Annotated in this window: 13 protein-coding genes and 1 tRNA gene; 4 read left to right on the plus strand and 10 right to left on the minus strand. The window is 43.7% G+C overall.

The features are described 5' to 3' along the window. The 10 genes from BMW79_RS27215 to BMW79_RS27260 all read right to left on the minus strand — a co-directional run bounded on the left by BMW79_RS27215 (window position 1) and on the right by BMW79_RS27260 (window position 17,240). Window positions 1–3,684 carry a Z1 domain-containing protein gene (locus tag BMW79_RS27215; RefSeq protein ID WP_089900661.1) on the minus strand — a complete coding sequence of 1,228 codons (3,684 nt, stop codon included), beginning with the start codon at window positions 3,682–3,684 and terminating at the stop codon, window positions 1–3. Next, entirely contained in the window at window positions 3,681–5,132 is a 1,452-nt protein-coding gene (locus BMW79_RS27220; RefSeq protein WP_177192355.1) for an ATP-binding protein, read from the minus strand. The genes BMW79_RS27215 and BMW79_RS27220 overlap by 4 nt, the downstream gene beginning before the upstream one ends. Before the next feature lie 142 nt (window positions 5,133–5,274). Continuing rightward, the gene (locus BMW79_RS27225) at window positions 5,275–6,894 is read right to left on the minus strand and encodes a DNA cytosine methyltransferase (protein WP_089900667.1); all 1,620 of its coding nucleotides are present in this window, start codon (window positions 6,892–6,894) and stop codon (window positions 5,275–5,277) included. A gap of 17 nt (window positions 6,895–6,911) precedes the next feature. After that, window positions 6,912–7,337 (minus strand): very short patch repair endonuclease, encoded by a 426-nt coding sequence (locus BMW79_RS27230; RefSeq protein ID WP_089900670.1) that lies wholly within the window; start codon window positions 7,335–7,337, stop codon window positions 6,912–6,914. A gap of 165 nt (window positions 7,338–7,502) precedes the next feature. Then, window positions 7,503–7,587 (minus strand) — tRNA-Ser (locus BMW79_RS27235). A gap of 222 nt (window positions 7,588–7,809) precedes the next feature. Next, window positions 7,810–9,228 carry an efflux transporter outer membrane subunit gene (locus BMW79_RS27240; RefSeq protein WP_089900672.1) on the minus strand — a complete coding sequence of 473 codons (1,419 nt, stop codon included), beginning with the start codon at window positions 9,226–9,228 and terminating at the stop codon, window positions 7,810–7,812. A 41-nt stretch (window positions 9,229–9,269) separates the two neighbouring features. Beyond that, window positions 9,270–12,434 (minus strand): efflux RND transporter permease subunit, encoded by a 3,165-nt coding sequence (locus BMW79_RS27245; RefSeq protein WP_089900675.1) that lies wholly within the window; start codon window positions 12,432–12,434, stop codon window positions 9,270–9,272. Window positions 12,435–12,570: 136 nt separating this feature from the next. Then, complete coding sequence (locus tag BMW79_RS27250) at window positions 12,571–13,764, minus strand: efflux RND transporter periplasmic adaptor subunit (RefSeq protein WP_089900678.1); 1,194 nt, start codon at window positions 13,762–13,764, stop codon at window positions 12,571–12,573. A 341-nt stretch (window positions 13,765–14,105) separates the two neighbouring features. Continuing rightward, a complete protein-coding gene (locus tag BMW79_RS27255; RefSeq protein WP_089900681.1) occupies window positions 14,106–14,993 on the minus strand; it encodes a helix-turn-helix domain-containing protein in 888 nt (295 codons plus the stop codon). A 126-nt stretch (window positions 14,994–15,119) separates the two neighbouring features. Next, complete coding sequence (locus BMW79_RS27260) at window positions 15,120–17,240, minus strand: endonuclease MutS2 (RefSeq protein WP_089900684.1); 2,121 nt, start codon at window positions 17,238–17,240, stop codon at window positions 15,120–15,122. A 431-nt stretch (window positions 17,241–17,671) separates the two neighbouring features. Here BMW79_RS27260 and msrA point away from each other — a divergent pair, with 431 nt between their 5' ends. From msrA to ygiD, 4 genes are all read left to right on the plus strand, one after another. Continuing rightward, window positions 17,672–18,319, plus strand: coding sequence for a peptide-methionine (S)-S-oxide reductase MsrA (msrA, locus tag BMW79_RS27265; protein WP_245752699.1), 648 nt, complete (start codon window positions 17,672–17,674; stop codon window positions 18,317–18,319). 226 nt (window positions 18,320–18,545) lie between these two features. Continuing rightward, window positions 18,546–18,965: a hypothetical protein gene (locus BMW79_RS27270; protein ID WP_089900687.1), complete on the plus strand. Its 420-nt coding sequence runs from the start codon at window positions 18,546–18,548 to the stop codon at window positions 18,963–18,965. 57 nt (window positions 18,966–19,022) lie between these two features. Further along, complete coding sequence (locus BMW79_RS27275) at window positions 19,023–19,433, plus strand: Rrf2 family transcriptional regulator (protein ID WP_089900690.1); 411 nt, start codon at window positions 19,023–19,025, stop codon at window positions 19,431–19,433. Window positions 19,434–19,475: 42 nt separating this feature from the next. Then, window positions 19,476–20,297 carry a 4,5-DOPA-extradiol-dioxygenase gene (ygiD, locus tag BMW79_RS27280; protein WP_089900694.1) on the plus strand — a complete coding sequence of 274 codons (822 nt, stop codon included), beginning with the start codon at window positions 19,476–19,478 and terminating at the stop codon, window positions 20,295–20,297. The last annotated feature ends 41 nt before the right edge of the window (window positions 20,298–20,338 follow it).

Genomic DNA, 20,338 nt, shown 5'->3' on the forward strand with positions numbered 1-20,338 from the left:
CTACAGATTTCTGTACATATAGTTAATCTTGTCAATGGCAGTAACTGCATACACCGCTTTTTTTATACTGCTGTCGGGTTTATTCATACTGTCATAGTATGATTGAAATTGTTCCAACGAGTTAACAAAGGTTGGAAGCATATCCAATTCATCCAGCACTGATAATTTACTTCTACTAAACTCCTCAGAAAAATAAATTTCCAACACTGCTACATCTAACACATTAATGAAGTAGGATGCTAATTTAGCTGATTCCCGGGAAAGCTGTTTTGATTTGAGAACCTGAATGCTTCTGACCAATGTCTCTATCCCTTTATTTCCAATGGCCCTTCTGTCAATTGGAAAATCTTTCACAATGGAGACTGTATCCTTCGCACCGCTATTCCTACGTTTATAATCGTAGGCAAATACAACTGAGTTCAACAGTGCACTTAAATACGCAGCAGGAACACCATCAATGCTGATTGCAATACAGTCTTCATAAATTACATATTTACCGAAATAAAGACCAAAAGCCTGGTCTGAATATATTCGGGGAGCAATCACAACACCTTCACCTGCATCCAAAGCACTGCCATTCACAACCCAAAATTCCGATTCTGCCTTTAGATAGTACCGTTCAATATCTTCTGCCCTGAACAACGGGAAACTGTCCTCAGGCCTGATAGCTGCAGGGACAGCTATTACCTGGCTGTCATTTTTCTTCAGCGTGGTGCTGAAGGTAACCTTTGTTCCATCGATATGAAAATCCTTGAGCATTTTATTTACCCCTCCCAGTCCATCTAAAAAAGAATCCAAATCTTGCTGAAGTCTGTCAACTTCGTCTTCTGTCTCGATTAACAGTTCATCCTCATTCTGCTCATCCAGTTCCTCCGGGTAATTCAATTCTTTCAGGAATTGCTCATTTACCGCATACTCGATTGGCGTATCTTTTGAAATATCAGGAAAACTTATGGCAAGCCCTATCAGAGGCAATTCTGCAACAGGGGGCTTTCCCTTTTCGGGTATATTGTCCAGGACATAAATTAACAATAGCCCATTTGAAACTGGCCTTTGCTCTCTGATACGTGAAGGAGAGGGGATGCTCACCCGTCCGGCATCCTTTCCTGCTTTGGCAGCATCTACGATGGTATTATCCATCGCTCTTTTGATCTGATCATCTGTCAAATCAATGAATTCATGCCTGGGATCAATCAACCGCGATTTCGCAATTGTATAGTTATAGCGATCTCCCTTATCGGCCCTTCGGGTTTTACCAACTTTTACATCTTTGTTAATGTCAAACCTACCAGCATCTTCCGTATTAGTAATCAGTACAATTGTCCAGTTGCATAATACTGACTGATTAATTTGCGCCGCGATATATCTGGTAATCAGCACCCGGTTGAAAGAAGGTTGATCCGTGATGAAATCATTGAGGTAGTCAAGCACCTGGTCTACATTATCTTTCCCTTGCCAGATATAATGATTTTTAAAGCTGGATTCGGTATTCGGAGCAATACCAGGAGGGCCAATTTCATTTATTAGCCGAAGCGTTCTGTTATAGTTTTGCAGATGACGTTTTCGATCATTCTTTTTAAATGTATAGGTTTCTATCAAAATCCCGGAAAAACTCAGTTCCATGATTTTCTTATACCGAAATTTATTGGCAGCAGTAATCACCAATGAGCCGGGATGCGTTCTTACCTTCAGCCCATATTCTGCAGGGATGCGGCCAAGGTCACTCATGTGATCAAATTCAGCCTTCATTTCTTCCGTCGCAATGGTAATATGTCTGTACCAATCTACCATCTCACTGCTCGTAAATAGCCTGCAGAGATCCAGGTAACCCGGCCGGTATCCAAACCAGCGTCCCATCTGCATGAGCGTATCGTACATTTTTGATGCACGTAGAAAATAGCTTATAGTCAATCCTTCCAGAGTAAGACCACGTGAAAGCTTGTTACCTCCCACCGCAATCACCGACAATCCGGATTCCCGATTATCATAATAGTCTAATGGCCGGATATTTTTATGTTCCAGATTTTCAATCCGGGTATCTCCATGTACCGCTCTCACTTCAATTTTGGCCGTTGCCGGATGCAGATGAGGCAGCAGGTCCAACCAGTCAAGGGTAACGATGCCTTTGTCCCTTACCAGCCCGTTATCAATGATCTGTCGTGTAACAGGTACAAATTCATTTACCCAGAGTACCTCAAGTTCACGGAGAAAACAAGGGTCACTCAGCTCTACTTTGCCTGCATAATCCTTTACAACTTCCAGAACCAGATCCGCGATACGATCCTGCCAGGATGTGAATCTTGACATATGGACAAGCATTGAATTATGCTCTTTTTCCTGTCCTCTTGCCCTTCTGGCGGCACATGTCAGAAAAAAACATCTGACGGCCTTTTTCAGGCTGGGCGGAAGATCTGTCATCCGGGAATCCGTCAACCCAGGACCGGGCACAAAGGCTTTATGTCCTTCTTTTATATAGGAATCATAATCGTCTACTATTTCGTACAGTTTCACAAATTCTTCCGACTGATCAGCACTCTTGTTGCCATCCACAAAGAATACCTTCTCAGGCCCGATATAATTGGAAGGAGCAGGTATGTTGACAATAAAATTCTTCGGAAAAATATCTTCACCCAGCGTAAAAGCCATATTGTTCACAGAGTATTTCAACCCCTTCTCATCCTCGCCTCCACCCTGCTTGATAAATATGTTTGCGTAAGGTGTGGCAGTATAACCAATATATACGCTTTTCTCAAACAATTTTATCATCGCCCTTATACAGGCATTAACGCCGGAAACCTGGCTTCTGCTGATATTTATTGACGCGTTATCTGCCTCATCATCAATAATAAGTAAAGGGACATTCTTAATCAGCTTCATCTGATCACTCATTGTTTCCCCCCTGCTATACAGCCACCCAAGAAGATTTCTCAATACTGTCACATTCTTTTTAACTGTAATAATAACGGGATCATTTCCTCTTATATTAGTCCCTGATTTTTCGGAAGCCTGACGGCTGAAATCACCATCTATCGCATTTGTAGTCAAAGAATGTGCAGCCAGATTAGGGTTAATTCTCCCTACTCCAATCCTGTTACTTGTCTGACTCAGACTGCGTGCCTGTTGTGTATCAAATCCAAGAAATCCCTCATCAATGCGCAATTGAGTCTGCGAACGCAGACTATTATGGACACCGGCTAGTACAATGATTATTTTGTATCCTACATCTGCCGCTTTACAGATTAAGCCTATATAATTCCCCGTTTTGCCGGATTGTACCTGTCCGACAATCAACCCTCGTTTATCATATCGTTCACTTGTTCCTGGTTCCGGTAACCGGTCCAGAATATCATCCGTCAGGTTATCCAGTTTGTTGATTGTATCGGGCGCATAATTTTTCTTCTCCAGTAACCTTCTATACCGATTCCAGAAACTCCAGGATACATTTGCCTTTGCATTTTTAACCCAGGGTTCTGGTCTTGTATCATCAAGTATTCTATACTGATCTGAAAAAACCGCGAACAGGGTTTCAAGTTCTTCCTGCATCCTGGCAAGCAACGGCACATCCAGTCCGAATAACAGATTAGCCCTGGCGATTGTTTCCCTGATGTAATCTGCATTGATTATTTCAGTTGTGCCGGAAAGCAGGGTTATACATACATTCTTTGCCTGGTCATAATTACTCATAAGCTCGCAATTAACTCTGGATATTCATTAAATGGTTCTATTAAAATTAATCTGGATTTTACCTCCCCAGGCGTAGATGTTCTGATCAATACACCATACATTTCTTTCAACAACTTCTTTAACTCCTTCAATTTCTCACCCTCAAAAGGCCTGCTGACATCTTCGACATTCTGCCCCGCAGAAAAGTCCAGTACATTTACCGGAACTGTTTCTTCCAGCAAATGAAGCAGGGGAGAAAGATTTGTCTGAACAGAATTCAGTACCACCGGATGATTTCTGTTGATTTCATAAAATCGGTGTCCATGTTTCTGTTTTTCGAACCATACAGGTTGAAAGTTTTCCTCCGTGATGTTTTTCCTGCTAATTATTTTTCCTTTATGATTATAAACTTCAGCGGATTTAGAACATATTGCCGCAGCATATGCTTTAATTCTATCAATATATCCGACGGGCAGACGGGCGATTGATTTTTTAATATCAATCTGCCATTCTCCATCCATTGAATTTGGGAGATCCAGCATTATACGAGACAATGTATAAAGTTTCTGCTTACGCAATAAGCCTAACCAACTCCCTCCCAGCAACAACCTCTCATTCCTGTAAACATAGAATCCTTGCTGGGCATACCATCCATTTATTCCCTCGGCACGCTCATAATCGCCCCTCGCCAATTTTGACTGATGTGGTAAGACAAAACCACGAAGTTTAACCCGCCCGTTATCAAGCAATTCTTCAGGAAAGCTTTGTGTTGCAGAATGTGTCGGGAGAAATGGATTCCAGGGTTCTATTTCACGCCCCTGAAAGTAGATCTTAACCTTCCTGCTTTCCAAAAAGCGATGATAAACAAGTCCCAGATGTCTCTTGGCCTTTATCATGACTTCTTCGAATAACTTCTGAGCTTTGGGGTCATCTTTCCGGACACCACCTACCAAACGGTCCAGATCATTCCATAAAACAATTGTTCCGGATTCCAGTTTTCCAAGTTCATCAGCCCAGTCTCCCTTTGGCATGTATTCCAATAATTCCCACTTTCGTGAATGATCACATACAAAGTCGAGATCCCATGTAAGAAATACAACCTGTTGCTCTGCCCTTCTGGACATAACTGAAAACATTTTGCATTGGGAAAATGACGCAGTTTTTAACCCAAGACCAAATCGCCCAAGATCTTCCGAGGCTCGTTCGTCTTCAGGATCTTTGCTTCCAGGTCTCATTGCCTCCAACAATTCAGCATCGTTCATACCACAACCATCATCCATAAAGGCGACAGAAGTTTCTGAACCGGACCATACATAATTAATCCAGATGCTTTTTGCGCCTGCCGATATAGAGTTATCTAGTATATCTGCCATAGCTGCTTCCAGACTGTAACCTATAGCCCGTAAAGATTTGAGGATCTGGGGCGCTGCAGGGTCAGCAGTTCTGGTGCTGTAAAGGGAATAGTCCATTCGCATCACGTAAAATTTATATATCACATGGGTTACACAGTAAGAATCCATAGGGATACTCTACACCTGCCCTGATATCACTTAAGTAATATACGATTTTGAGGGGTTGCACGGTAATTATCTATAAAATTCATCCTTCTCTTCAATAAAAAATGTCCTGCACAATCTGAGCAATTTGATAAGCCAGATACGGCGGCACGGCATTGCCAACCTGATGAAATTGTTGCGTACGCTCCCCGCAAAAGTAGTAGTTGTCAGGAAATGTTTGCGCCCTTGCAGATTCTCTTACAGTAAGACTTCTGCATTGAACCGGATCATAATGTATAAAATAGTGACCGTCTTTGGCAATATGGCTCGTAATGGTCGTTGCAGAAGAGTCTGGCAACTGCACCCGGAATCTGTCTGAGAATTTCCCCGAGTCGGCATTCTCATGATCAGGCAACAGATCAGCGCCAGCTTTCTTATAATCTTCCATTCTCGGAAAATTGCCATTCACCTCTACATAACGCGCAGCAAACAGATAGCGTTTAAGATCCTGTACCAAATGCTTCCTGGATACATGATGCATTACACCGTTCAATCTGTCATCTGCATACCAGCTCCTCAACGGATGACCAACTTTAAGATTGAATTTCCCAGGCCCCATAAACTCCTTCCCAAGGCTTGACGGATATACAATACCTTCCCTATCCTCCTCAATTTTCAATATCCTGTCAACCTGCCGGGTATATCTCTGAATATACCTCAGCCACCTTTCCTCATTATCCTCCACATTTTTATAGTGTCTTTTCTTTTTCTCATTGCCTTCCTCATCCTGAATGGTAGTGATATGGGAAAATTCCTTTGTTACACCGCTTCGAATAACAGGAAGACTTCCGATCACCGATTTTAACGTCACCTCCTTTTGCTTTTGAAGAACCTTACGGGGAGCGCTGATGTCTTCTCTTACCCCAAGCAAAATCACTCTGTGTCTTTTCTGAGGAACCCCATAGTCTTCAGCTTTTATTATAAAATCTCTCGGGTCATAGGAAGGTGTGCCATAAAGATCATACTGCGTAGGTTTTGTAGTAAGCGAATATATCCTGTACTTTATCATTTTCTTCTTTGCATCAATAGTCTCGCCTTCAGAAATGCAAGCTGAGACGGGATCCGAAAGATCTTTCAAAATTCTACCGAACACATATTCTTCCTCCGTCTGAGCAGACAATAGCCCCTTCACATTTTCCATTACAAATACTGCGGGCTTATGAACAGCTATAATTCGAAGATATTCTTTATATAAACCAACTCGTTTATCCTTACTGCTGTCAAGTTTCTTCTCCTGTCTCCTTGACCGTCCAGCCAGTGAATAAGCCTGGCAAGGAGGCCCACCAATCAAAACCCAGTCCCCGGCCCCCCTGAGTACTCTTGATATTCTTTTATCTACCTCTTCATTGCTGACGCCGTTTGTATCCTTTTCATCGGGATCTCCCAAAGTACCGCACCATGCCTCATCAGCAGCAAGTCTGGCTTCACCAGGGTACAATTCATACAATTCCTCCAGCGAGATTTTGCCTCTGACAAACTGATAATATTCCTCCGGTACTTCTCCAACAGGAAATTGTCTGAAAAAACTTCTAAGCTGTAATGTTTGGTGTGCATAGGAATCTTTTTCAATGGATAATTTGATCTTGAAAACCCTTTCATGTCTGGAGTTAAACACCGATGAAAATCCTTCACCCAATCCTCCGGGCCCTGCGAAAATGTCAATTATTGGTATCATTATATCTTTATATGCTACTATTTTTTCCTTTCCTTAATTCTGATCAGAATATCCATAAGACAACCAGGTCTTCTGTCCTTCTTTAAATCACATTCCCACACTACAAGTACGTTCCAGCCTAACTGCTGTAAACGCTCTGTTACAACAACATCATTTGAGACAGTCTTGTTGATTTTGTCCAACCACCACTCCGTTTTCGTTTTGGGAACAACAAAATATTTACAACCGGTGTGCCCATGCCAAAAGCATCCATTTACAAACAAAACTGTTTTGTATTTCGGGAAAACTATATCTGGCCTACCCGGTAATTTTTTATCATGCAGTTTATACCTTATCCCCTGAGAAAAGAGAAACTTACGCACCACCAGCTCTGGTTTGGTATCTTTCCCTTTTATCCTGCTCATATTGTAACTTCTTCGCTCACGGGTGTGTACATCTGTCATAATTATCTGAATAGATGTTACTATTTCAACTTCTGCTAATGTAATCTATTAAGATCAAAAACTAATACCGATTTAATCGTCATAAGGACACCCGAAGCATGAGGATAGTGGCTCCAATATGGCGTAAAAAAAAGGAGTAATCATTGAATGATTACTCCTTTTTTGCGGAGAGTCAGGGATTCGAACCCCGGGACCTGTTACAGTCAACAGTTTTCAAGACTGCCGCAATCGACCGCTCTGCCAACTCTCCAGGGACGCAAAAGTATAAAAGAAATTGAAAACAACAAAAAATTTGGCAACTATTTTTAAGAACAGCCACCATAGCGGATTTACCAAACAATAAATCCCGGCCTACAATAAGTAAACCGGGATTTATCTGCTGCGAATGACGGACCTAAGCGATCTTCATCTTTCGTAATGATTCAAAAAATTCACCTGTTGGCCATTCGCTTTGATCCGTCATTCGCATCAATTATTTCCATCCACCGCCCAAAGAACGGTATAGATCTACCATTGCACTTAACCGCTGACGGTCAATATCAGCCTGACCCAGTTCTGCCTGCAGGGCACGTGACTGAGCAGTGATTACTTCCAGGTAATTTGCCATACCGCTACGGAACAGCATTTGCGCCTGTTGTACAGCCAACTGGGAAGTATTTACCTGGCGAAGGGCGATTTCCTGTTGTGATTTCACTTTGTCCAACCGGATCAATGCATCACTCACTTCTCCAATTGCCTGTAAGGCTAACTGACGGAAAGATAATACTGCGGATTCCCGGCGGATCTTAGCCACTTCCAACTGAGTTTTCAATTCTCTGCGTTGGAAAATAGGCTGGGTAAGACTACCAGCCACTGTTCCGAACAGCGATGCAGGCATCGTAAACCAGCTACTCGCCTTAAAGGCATTTAAGCCTCCGCTGGCGGTGATCGACAGGCTAGGATACATGGCGCCCTGCGCAACTCCTACACGTGCATTTGCAGCCACTAATGCCATTTCCTGGGATCTAACATCCGGGCGACGACTGATCAGTTCTGCCGGCACGCCTGAAGGCAGGAATGCTGGTACATCAAAGCTGCTTAACTGGCTGGTACGACTCACCGGACCAGGTAATTCACCTGTTAAAATACGCAGCGCATTTTCCTGGATAGCAATACCTTGCTCTAACTGAGGTACAAGTAATTCGGCCTGCTGTTGCTGGCTGATAGCCTGTTGAACCCCAAGCTCAGTTACCTCGCCTGCAGTTTTCTGCAGTTGTATCATTTTTACAACGGTATCGCTGAGGGCTAAGTTCCTTTTAGCTATCTGCAACTGGTTATCCAGCATTAACAGGTTAAAATAACTGTTAGCAACGGAAGCAACCAGGCCTGTTTGCACAGCGTGCTGCCCTTCGTAGGTCTGCAGGTAATCAGCCAGGGCAGCTTCTTTCTGACGACGGATTTTTCCCCAGACATCAATTTCCCAGGAAAGACCAGCACCCAGGTTATAATCTTCCAGGTGTTCTCCCAGGTTGTTGGCCGCAAGGTTCACACCTGTAAAACTATTCTTCGACGGGAAATTGGTACTTGCAGATGCAGTTCCATTAATGGAAGGCAACCAGGCAGCTTTTGCCTGACGTAAGAACGATTGTGCCTCTTCTACCCTTTTAACTGCAATCAGTAAATCATAGTTACTTGTCAGCGCCTTACCTATTAACTGTTGCAGCGTTGCATCAGTAAAGAACTGGTTCCAGGCAATACTGGCAATGCTACTATCTGATGGTGCTGCCGTGTTGTTGTACTGTTCGGGCAGCGCCACCGGTGGCCGCTCGTAATTGCGGCCAACCCGGCATGCTGCTAATCCTACAACTAAGGAGAACAACAAAAAGTAAAATGAGCTATATCTTGTTTTCATTTGTCTTTTTTCTGATTCTAATAATAGATAATGCTAATGTTTTAGTGCACCAGCTTTGCTTCATGTCCTGCTTCCACTTCCACTATCGGCTTGCGGCTGATTTTCTCTTGCAGGAACTGGAAGATTACAAACAGCACAGGTATGATGAATACCCCCAGGACCACACCGGTAAACATGCCACCTACAGTACTCCAACCAATGGAATGATTTCCTTTGGCAGATGCACCCTGTGTAAAGATTAATGGCAACATACCAACAATAAATGCAAAGGAAGTCATCAATATTGGACGAAGACGAAGCTGTGCTGCTTCCAAAGCCGCCTCAACAAGCTTATAGCCTGCCTTTCGCCGCTGTACCGCAAACTCCACAATCAGGATCGCATTTTTAGCCAATAAACCTATCAGCATGATCATACCTATTTGTACGTAGATATTGCCCTCTATGCCACTAAAGCCGATGAAACTATATACACCTAATATACCCGTAGGTACAGTAAGGATTACTGCCAGCGGCAGGATATAGCTTTCATACTGTGCAGCCAGCAGGAAGAATACGAACAATACACTCAATAAAAACACGAACGCAGTCTGGTTCCCTGCTCTTATCTCTTCCCTCGTAATACCCGTAAACTCATAGGCATATCCTTTGGGCAATGAATTTTTCGATACTTCTCCAATGGCTTTAATTACATCACCGGTACTATAACCTGGTTTGGGTGTAGCATTAATGGTAACAGCACCATACAGGTTGTTTCGTGTAACTGTTTCCGGACCATATACACGTGTGAATTTGGCCACTGTGCTTACCGGTACCATCGTACCCAGGTTGTTTTTTACGTAAATAGCATCCAACGAACTTTTATCCATCCGGTATGAAACGTCGGCCTGCGCCATTACGCGGCTATATTTACCGAAACGGTTAAAGTCTGATACGAAACTACTACCATAGTAGGTTTGCAGCGTATTCAACAAATCACCAACAGATACACCCAATTGTTTCACTTTTATTTCATCTATATCAATTGTGTATTGTGGGTTACCTGTATTAAAGGTAGTGAACGCACTTGCCACTTCCGGCCGCTGACTTAATGCACCAACAAAACCCCATGCCGTTCCTGCCAATTTCTCCAGTGATCCGTTTGCTCTGTCCTGCAACATCATTTCTACCCCGCTCACGTTACCGAAACCTTGTATTGTTGGAAAACCAACAAAGAAAGTTAAGGCATCATGTACTTGCATTGATTTGCCTAACAAACCGCCTGCAATAACAGTAGGGTCTTTTACAACACCTCTCTCTTTACGATCTTTTAATCTTACGAAGATCGCAGCATTAGGAGAAGCGTTCGCATTTGTTACGAAGTTCATCCCATTTGCAGCCCAAACATCACTCACAGCCTCATCATTCATCGTAATTTTACTAATCTGGCTCGTTGCATTCTCCGTTCTGCTAAGTGAACTTCCGGGAGGTGTTTGGGTAATACCAACTACGAAGCCTTGATCCTCATCCGGAATAAACCCGGTAGGTGTTGTTTTGATCAGCCAAAAAGTAGCAACCACCACAAGCAGTAATCCGGTAATGGCCACCCATCTGTTCTTCAACAGAAATTTAATGCTCCGTATATATCTTGCCGTCATTGCATTAAAAGCGGTATTAAACGCATGGAAGAAGCGGGCACCAAAACCCTTTTTCTCTCCACCTTCGCCGATATGCTGATTCTTTAAGAATAAAGCACACAACGCCGGACTTAGCGTTAACGCATTCACCGCAGAAATAACGATCGCAATGGCCAGTGTAAAAGCGAATTGTTTATAAAACACCCCTGCAGGACCTTGTACAAAGCTCACTGGTACAAACACGGCTGCCATTACCAATGTGATTGAAACAATCGCACCGGATATCTCATTCATCGTTTTTACTGTTGCCTCTCTCGCCGGTAAATGCTCACGTTCCATCGTTGAGTGTACAGCCTCCACAACCACAATGGCATCATCCACCACAATACCGATAGCCAGTACCAATGCGAACAATGTAAGCAGGTTAATGCTAAAGCCGAATAATTGTAAGAAGAAGAAGGTACCTATAATCGAAACCGGAACAGCAATTACCGGGATCAATGTAGAGCGCACATCTTGCAGGAAAACGAAAACCACGATGGCCACCAGGATGAACGCAATGATCAGTGTTTCTTTTACCTGGTCGATGGATGCATCCAAAAACTCTTTCGAGTTATACATGATCTTAAACTTCATACCATCAGGTAACGCCTTGTCAAATTCTCCAATCTGTCTTTCCAGTTCGGTAAGAATTTCATTGGCATTGGAACCCGGTGTCTGCAAAATACCAAAACCAGTAGCAGGCTTACCATCGAGCAAATTCGAGGCAGTGTAAGTATAGCCACCAAGTTCAACCCTGGCCAGATCTTTAAGGCGAAGAACAGAACCATCGTTCTTTGCCTTAATCACCATATTCTCATACTCCTCAGGCTTATTTAACTTTCCCTTATACTTAATAATATACTCGAAAGATTCTTTACTACTTTGTCCCAAACGTCCTGGTGCAGCCTCTACGTTCTGATCTCTGATTGCATTCATCACCTCTGTTGTAGAGAGATTATTAGCAACAAGCCTATCGGGTTTCAACCAGATACGCATCGAGTAATCTTTTGAACCAAACGGCTGTACCTGTGCTACCCCTGGTATACGTTGTAACTGAGGGATGATATTAATTCTTGCATAGTTATTTAAGAACAGTTCGTTATACTTAACGCTATCCTCGCTGTATATCGCCACAAACATCAGGAAGCTGCTCTGCACTTTCTGTGTGGAAAGCCCGGCTTGTAATACTTCGGGAGGTAACTGGCTATTAGCTTTAGATACGCGGTTTTGCACGTTTACCGCCGCAATATCAGGATCCGTTCCTTGTTTAAAATAAACTGTCAAGATGTAGCTACCATCGTTGTTGGAATTGGAGGTCATGTACGTCATGTTCTCCACACCATTTACCGATTCTTCTATCGGGGTAGCAACTGTACGGGCTATCACCTCCCCGTTGGCGCCGGGGTAATTGGCTATAACCTGTACAGATGGCGGCGCAATCTCAGGAAATAAAGCCGTAGGCAGGGAGAATAAAGACAACCCTCCCAGTATAACCAATATGATAGAAATAACCGTTGATAACACCGGCCTTTCAATAAATCGTTTTAACATAAATAACAATTATGGTTGCGGTATGTCCGCGCGAACACAAACAGTGCATGTGTGTAACAACACTGCCTGCGTCGCAATTTGAATAATGTTGTGTGTAAACGTTCTTAGCACTGGCGTGCCTACACGCTTAATTATTTTAAAGCAGTGGTTTTGTTTTCAACAAACTATCAATAGATACCATCTGCGGCTGAATAACAACGCCATCTCTTAAACCGCCCATCATCAGAGTAGATTGAGAAGATAATACAATCCTGTCTCCCTCCTTTACGCCATCAGTAACGAAATAGTAATTAGACGTTTTGCCGGAAATGGTAAGTGGTTTTGTAACGATTTTATTGCTATCGGCCACTGTATAGACTAACACTTTGTCCTGCAATTCAAACGTGGCTTCCTGAGGAATTACCAACGCAGCAGCATGTAAAGTAGGTACTCTCACTTTACCGGTACTACCACTTCTGAGTACTCCCTGTGCATTAGGAAAGCTGGCACGTAAACTAATTGCACCGATAGTTTTGTCAAACTGCCCTTCCACTATTTCGACCTTTCCTTTTTCAGGATAAACACTGCCATCTGCCAGGATTAATTCTACTGCTGGCATTCCTTTTACTTTTTCAGCAATGCTATTACCTGGATATTTTTCCTTGAATTTGAGGAAATCTGTTTCACTCAAAGAAAAATAAACACGCATATCCTTTACTTCAGAAATAGTTGTCAGTGCGCCTGCCATGCCTCTGCTAACAAGGCTTCCTGTTTTAAAAGGAATACTACCTACATAACCATCGCTCGGTGCACTAATATTTGTGAACCCAAGGTTGATACGGGCAGCTTCTACCTGGGCCTGTGCCTGGGCAACATTCGCTTTCGCTGAATTGTAACTTGCTTCGGCCGATTTTAACTGAACATCCGATACCACATTATTACTAAGTAACGGTTTCAATTTATCAACGTTGATTTGTGCATTCTCCAATGCCGCTGTTGCAGCTTGCAAATTTGCAGTGGCAGTGTTGAGTTGCTCTACATATGGCCTTCTGTCGATCGTGAAAAGTGTTTGACCTTTACTAACGTAAGCGCCTTCATCTACCGAAATATTCGTTAGATAACCATCTACCTGTGGCCTTATTTCCACATCACGGGTTCCTTCTACCGAAGCAGAGAAATCCTGGAACGTTGTAGCAGGTAAAGTAGTTGCTTTAATTACAGGCAGAGATGCCGCCTTCGGTGCTTCTGTTTTTGCCTGAGATGCACCGCATCCTGATAAAACAGCCAGAATGATAGCGCTATAGAGTATGCCTGCCGGCAATTTTGTTAATGTTGATTTCAATGAATTCATACGATTTTTTTTTTAAACTTCTAAACAATAAGGATCCCATCACGATTCATGCACAGTTTAATGTGTACATGAGTCGTAGCAATCAATAAGTGACAGCAGTTGGGTAGTGTAAATACAGGTAGGAGCCCGCAATACTCAGTCACCGGTAATGTTACAGCACATTACAAGCATGAGTACAGCAATATGTTACTACTGTAAAAAAGAAATTGAAGGTTGCGGTAGGCCGCTAAAAAATTCTCATCGGTTCTCAAATTTTAAATGATGCACGGGCGACATCATTATTTTAAACACAATGCAAAAATAGATATTTAAAGTTAACGCAAGCTTAAATTATTACGGGTTTAGTTGTACTTTTCACGGATACTCTTTTGAAAAGAGGCCGGTGTAAACCCGGAATGCTTTTTAAAGAAACGGTTGAAATAGGCATCATCCTCAAAATTCAACTGCGACGCAATCTGCTTGATGGAGTGCTCTCCCCAATACAGTAACCGCTTTGCTTCCATAATCCGCTTCTCATCGATGATAAATTTTGCATTTCTTCCGAGTAACGCTTTCACTGTGTCATTCAAATGTCCCGGCGAAACATACAACATTTCTGCATAGTCAGATACCTGTGCTTTTTCATGAAAATGCTGGTCTACCAGGATCTTAAACTGCCGCGCCATATTATATTGCGAACTCTCTGCATTCATCCAGTTACCCGATGGTTCGGAAATCCGGCCACAGGCAATCACAAAAGCATTTAATAAATTACGGATAATAGCATCCTTGCGTAATTTGTCGCTGTTATACTCCTTGCGGATCAGGTCTGCATAAGACAACACTTCTTCCAGCTGATCTTCTGTAAGCGGTACCATACCGGAACTGAAAATGCAGCGCCAGCAGCTAACGACTCCCTGCATTTCAGGAACCAGGAAGTCGTTAGTGAAATAGAGATTGATCAGCTCCGCATCAGAGGTCATCTCATGCTGATGCACCTGGTTAGGTTCCATCAGCATCAACGCCGGTGCTTCCATCTCATATTTCTTAAAGTCAATCACCTGCGTAATACGACCTTTAATTAATATATCTATACTATATCCGTTATGCCGGTGTGGTACATTCATTTCCCCTACACAAACCTCAGAACCTCTCCACTCACCCATAAAAAAATGAGCGCCATCAGTATAATCACAGTTATAAACCTGCACATCAGAAATACGTGTTGCAACACTTGCTACTGCTTCCATTGGTTTAATACTTTTCGGGTAATTGTTTGTTCAAATTTGACAGCGTAAAGGTAGCTGATTATACATCTTTCATCCAACTATACGCGGCATAGATAATTTCTATATCGCTATAGATGATCCGCTATATCACTTTCCTTCATCTACTTTTTCCGCCGGTTTTTCCTGCACCAGTACAAGATCGCTCAGCTTCACATTAATCGGGATATTACCGATTTTCACAATGGCCCTTTTGTCGCGGATCTCCAGTACTTTACCCACCTGCCGGTTGGTCACTATTTTTACCTGAGTTCCAACTTCTATCTGGCCCTTTATCTCTTCAAATTTATCCTGCACTTTTTTGTTGAGTTGCTCGCTGTGCTGCTTCTCACGGCGACGGAACAACAGAATTTCTGCCTGCTTCATTACTTTCTCCTTATCATCCGCACGCTTCCACTCTATCACGATCTGTTTCAGCTTACGCTCCATATCTTTCAGGTACTGGAGGTCATCTTCCTTGATCTGATTCTGTAATTTCAACAGGGTATATTGCTGCTGCTTGCGTTCTTTATCCGCAAGTATTTCATATTCCTTCTTCAAACGCTCATTTTCCTTCAGCAATTTCTGCAACTCTTTCTCTTTATGCTCTACTTTCTGGAGATCCTGTTCTGCTTTATTCAACAGCTTATCCAACTGAAAATGGCCTTCGTCTACCAGCTTCTTAGCCCGCGCAATGAGTGCCGGATTCAGCCCGATACGCTCTGCTATTGAGAAGGTATAGGAACTACCCGGCTTACCCACCATCAGTTTGTACATCGGCATCAGGGTTTGCTCATCGAAGCCCATGGCTCCGTTGATAATACCCTTCACCTTATTGGCCATTACTTTCAGGTTTAGATAGTGCGTAGTAACTACCCCAAAGGCATGCTTCTTGGCCAGTTCTTCCATGATCACTTCGGCAAAAGCCCCACCCAGGTTGGGATCGGAACCACTACCCAGTTCATCGATGAAGAAAAGCGTCCGGCCATTGGCGCTCTCCATGAAATGTTTCATGTTCTTAAGATGGGAACTATAAGTACTCAACTCAAATTCGAGCGATTGCGTATCCCCGATATGAATCATCAGTTGCTTGAAAATGCCTAACTGCGACGACGGATGTACCGGTACCAGTAACCCGGATTGCAGCATCAACTGAATAAGACCGATGGTTTTCAGGGTCACGGTTTTACCACCGGCATTGGGTCCGCTGATCACCAGGATATGCGCATCCTTGTCCAGGTTGATATTTACCGGAATAGTAGGCTTGTTGTTCTTCCTGTTATACAACAGCAACAACGGATGATAAGCCTGTATAAGATTCAGCTGTGCATGCGGCAACAGCATGGGATAGTTCGCATCCATATCCAGCGCCAGTTTGGCCTTTCCACGGATAAAATCGAAGGTCCCGAGTATTTCATGGTATCCGTTCAGCAGGAAGGAATATCCGCTTAAAGCGGCCGTCATGGCCTTTAAGATGCGGTATACTTCGCGTCCTTCCTCTCTTTCGAGCGACTGGATATCATTATTGAGTTCTATTGTTTCCTCCGGTTCCAGGAAAGATGTTTTCCGGGTATCGGATTCACCATGAATCAATCCTTTTACCATGCGCTTATTCTCTGCGTAGATCGCCACTACCCGGCGGCCGTTGAGAAATGCTTCTTCCTGGTCGGCCAGGTAATTGAGTTTCTGCAACTTCTGCAGGATGCGGTCAAATACGCGGCGCAGCTCCGTGCGTTTACGGAACAGGGAAATACGGATGCGGGCCAGCTCAGGAGATGCGTTATCTCTTACCTGTCCCAGTTCATCCAATACCTCATCAATGGTAGCGGTGATCTTTTTCTCGTAATGGGTTTCTTTGATGACTTCGTACAGCGACGAATACTGGGTACGGCGGTCATGGTCAAAGAACCTGACGATGCTATGCATGCTCTCTGCCAGTTTACGCAGCAGCATGGCTTGTTCCCCGGTTAGTACTGCGCCCTCGATAGATAAAAGGCGCAGTTCTTTTTTCAGGTTCAGAATAAAATCGTTCGGAAAATTCTCCTGTAACAGGGTGAGTTGTTTATATTCATGTGCCTGTTGCAGGGCTGTTTTAACATAATCTATGTGCGTGTGCAGGCGGAGATCTGCGGCCATTTCCTTGCCCAGTTCTGTTTTGCAATGCTCTTGCAGCAATGCCTGTACCTTATCGAATTCCAACTGCATCAACGCAGATTCAGGAAAATATTTCAAGTGTTAATATATTTAAAGTAAGAAGGCACCAACAATCTCAGGTATTGTTCGTGTCTGCGTAAAAGGTTTACGTTCATGCGCGTAAAAGCGCGGCCATCGTTGTGGCGGGGAAGTTTTATCCGGGAAAATTCTTAATTCTTGTTCATCAAATTGTCATTATGCTATATCAAACGTTATCCGGCAATTCCGGTTTTTGGACCTGTTCCTGCTGCTGCTGACGTATGCTTTTGGGTGGTTTTCAGGGCGCTCCTGGGTTCCTGGAAACTGCAAAAGAATGTTAAAGTTACTTAACTTGTCGTTCTCCTGCATCATATATTACGTAAATTATAAGAAACAAGGGGATCATAAAGATGGATGAAATGGCTGCAATCCTTATACAGTGCTGCATCCAGGACATATAAAAATAAATGCCATCTTGAAAATTTTATTTTATGAGGAAGTATTCAATATTCATCTGCCTGATCGCAATGGCCCTTTTCGCCTGTGCCCAATCAAAAAAAGACCAAGTTGCCGGAGACATGGAAGTTAGCAAAGATCAAAAAACCGCCACCGCTACCTTTGGAGGCGGATGCTTCTGGTGTACAGAAGCGCAGTTCCAGGAGCTGGATGGCGTACTGAAAGTGGAATCCGGCTATGCCGGCGGAACGGTAGCCAATCCAACCTACGAACAGGTATGTAGCGGTACTACCGGTCATGCGGAAGTCATCCGCGTTACCTATGATCCGGCTAAAATCAAGTACGAAGACCTGTTACAGGCTTTCTGGCTCAGCCACGACCCTACCCAGCTCAACCGGCAGGGTAACGATGTAGGCACCCAGTACCGCAGTATAATCTTCTATAATAGTGAAGACCAGAAAGAAAAAGCAGAGTTCTACAAGAAGAAATTACAGGAATCCGGCGCATACGACAAACCGGTTGTCACAGAAATTGCACCGCTCACTGCCTTCTATGAAGCGGAAGATTACCACCAGAATTACTATAACCAGAATGGCTCACAACCGTATTGCACCTTTGTGATCAAACCCAAACTGGAGAAATTCAGGAAGGCTTTTGCCGCCCATCTGAAGAAACAGCCCTGATAAAGACCACCTGTTTAAGTTTTCGGGAGATGAGAAACAGCAGTAGCTGTTTTTCATCTCCCGAAATTATATCCCTGAACCCTCAAAAAAGCCCGGACATTGTTCTCCGAAATAGCCGGATCCGGAAAAAACAACCCGTTTCACTCCTCCCCACTGCATTTAATCGCCAAAACCTAAAAAACTTTTATTAACTTATGCAGCAGTTATAAAAAAAGTTCCACCATTAATGAGCACTGAACAAGTATGTCCCTGGTGTGGCAGCACGGATGTGATCCGTACTATACCAGAAAAAGACCCATTTCACGTAATGGTTGTCTGCCAACACTGTCAAAAGGTAATTAATGACCCGGCCCCATTGGGAAAACAGAAAAATGCCTCCACGCAACGCGCTATCGAGGAAAAAACCGTACAACTAGCCATGCACGGTGGCAAAATCGTCGCCATTAAGTACTATCTGACGGAAATGAATAAACTACCCGGCAACAATATCGGCCTCCGGGAGGCAAAAGATGCCGTGGAAAACCTGATCTTTTCCCGTGGCCTCACCAGCGCCATCAAACAACCCAGTAAAAACGGCTGTGTCATTGTACTGATCGTCCTGGTCCTGGTCATAGCCAGTATCGTCTACTTCTATACCCACAGATAAATTTTTCCGTTCCCCCCTATTATCGTACTTTTGTACTGTAATAAAGTCGATTACAGAATGAACAACGGACGATTTCCCATATCACTGCATATTCTCACGCTGCTGGCCAGCGCGGAAGGGGAACTGTTGGCATCCGACTATATTGCCGGCAGCATCAACATTAACCCGGTACTGGTACGCAAGGAGATCAGCAATCTCCGCAACCACGGATTGATAGAAAGCAAGGAAGGAAAAAACGGAGGCTCCACCCTGGCCAGATCTGCAGATAAGATCCGGCTCTCGGAAGTATACCATGCCGTTCAACAGGCTTCCCTGCTGGGAAACAGTAAAAATCAGCCCAACCCCGATTGTAATGTAGGGAAACAGATTAATCAGCATCTGGACCACCTCTACCAGGAAATAGAAGGCGCCCTGCTGCACAAACTGGAAAAAATGAGCCTGGCCGATTTCCTGCGCCAGTTCCAATAAGTTTTTATCATCAAAGGCATTGCTGCCATCAGGAGGAAGAGCATGCAACTGAACGATCTCAGAAATATTACCAACGAATTCAAACACAGCACCAGGATGCCCGTGATGTTCATTGGTCATGGTAACCCCATGAACGGCATCCTGGAAAACGATTTTACCCGCGCCCTCGGTAAAATGGGCAAGGATTTGCCGCAACCACCCAGCGCTATTCTTGTTATTTCTGCTCACTGGCTCACCAAAGGCACACATGTGCTGGTAGCTCCGCAACCGGAAACCATCCACGACTTCGGCGGATTTCCTGAAGCCCTGTATGCCGTTCAATACCCGGCCCCCGGCGCACCTGAACTGGCCCGCGAAACGAAACAACTTATTACCTCCACCCAGGTGATCGAAGACGGCCACTGGGGCCTTGACCATGGCTCCTGGACGGTATTAAAACATATGTATCCACTGGCAGATATACCCGTATACCAACTGAGTATCGATTATCATCAGCCACCGGAATACCATTTCAAACTCGCCGCAGAACTCAAAGCATTGCGCGATAAAGGCGTATTGATCATGGGTAGCGGAAATATTGTACACAACCTCCGCCAGGTTGTTTTCACCGATAACGCCAAACCATTCGACTGGGCCATTGCCTTCGATGAAACGGTGAAAAAGAAACTGGAACAAGGCGCATTCAATGATCTGGTCAATTATCATACACTGGGCAGGGAAGCACAGCTGTCTATTCCTACCAATGATCACTATCTCCCTATGATCTATACACTGGGACTGGTAGATAAACAGGAAGAAATACAATTCACTTACGAAGAAATACAAAACGGCAGCATAAGTATGCGCTGTTTTAAAACCGCATAAAAACATCCATTAAAAAAAGATGCCGCCCTTTTTGTAAAGTG

The organism is Chitinophaga arvensicola (genome assembly GCF_900110835.1).
In the GTDB taxonomy this organism is placed as follows: Bacteria; Bacteroidota; Bacteroidia; order Chitinophagales; family Chitinophagaceae; genus Chitinophaga; species Chitinophaga arvensicola.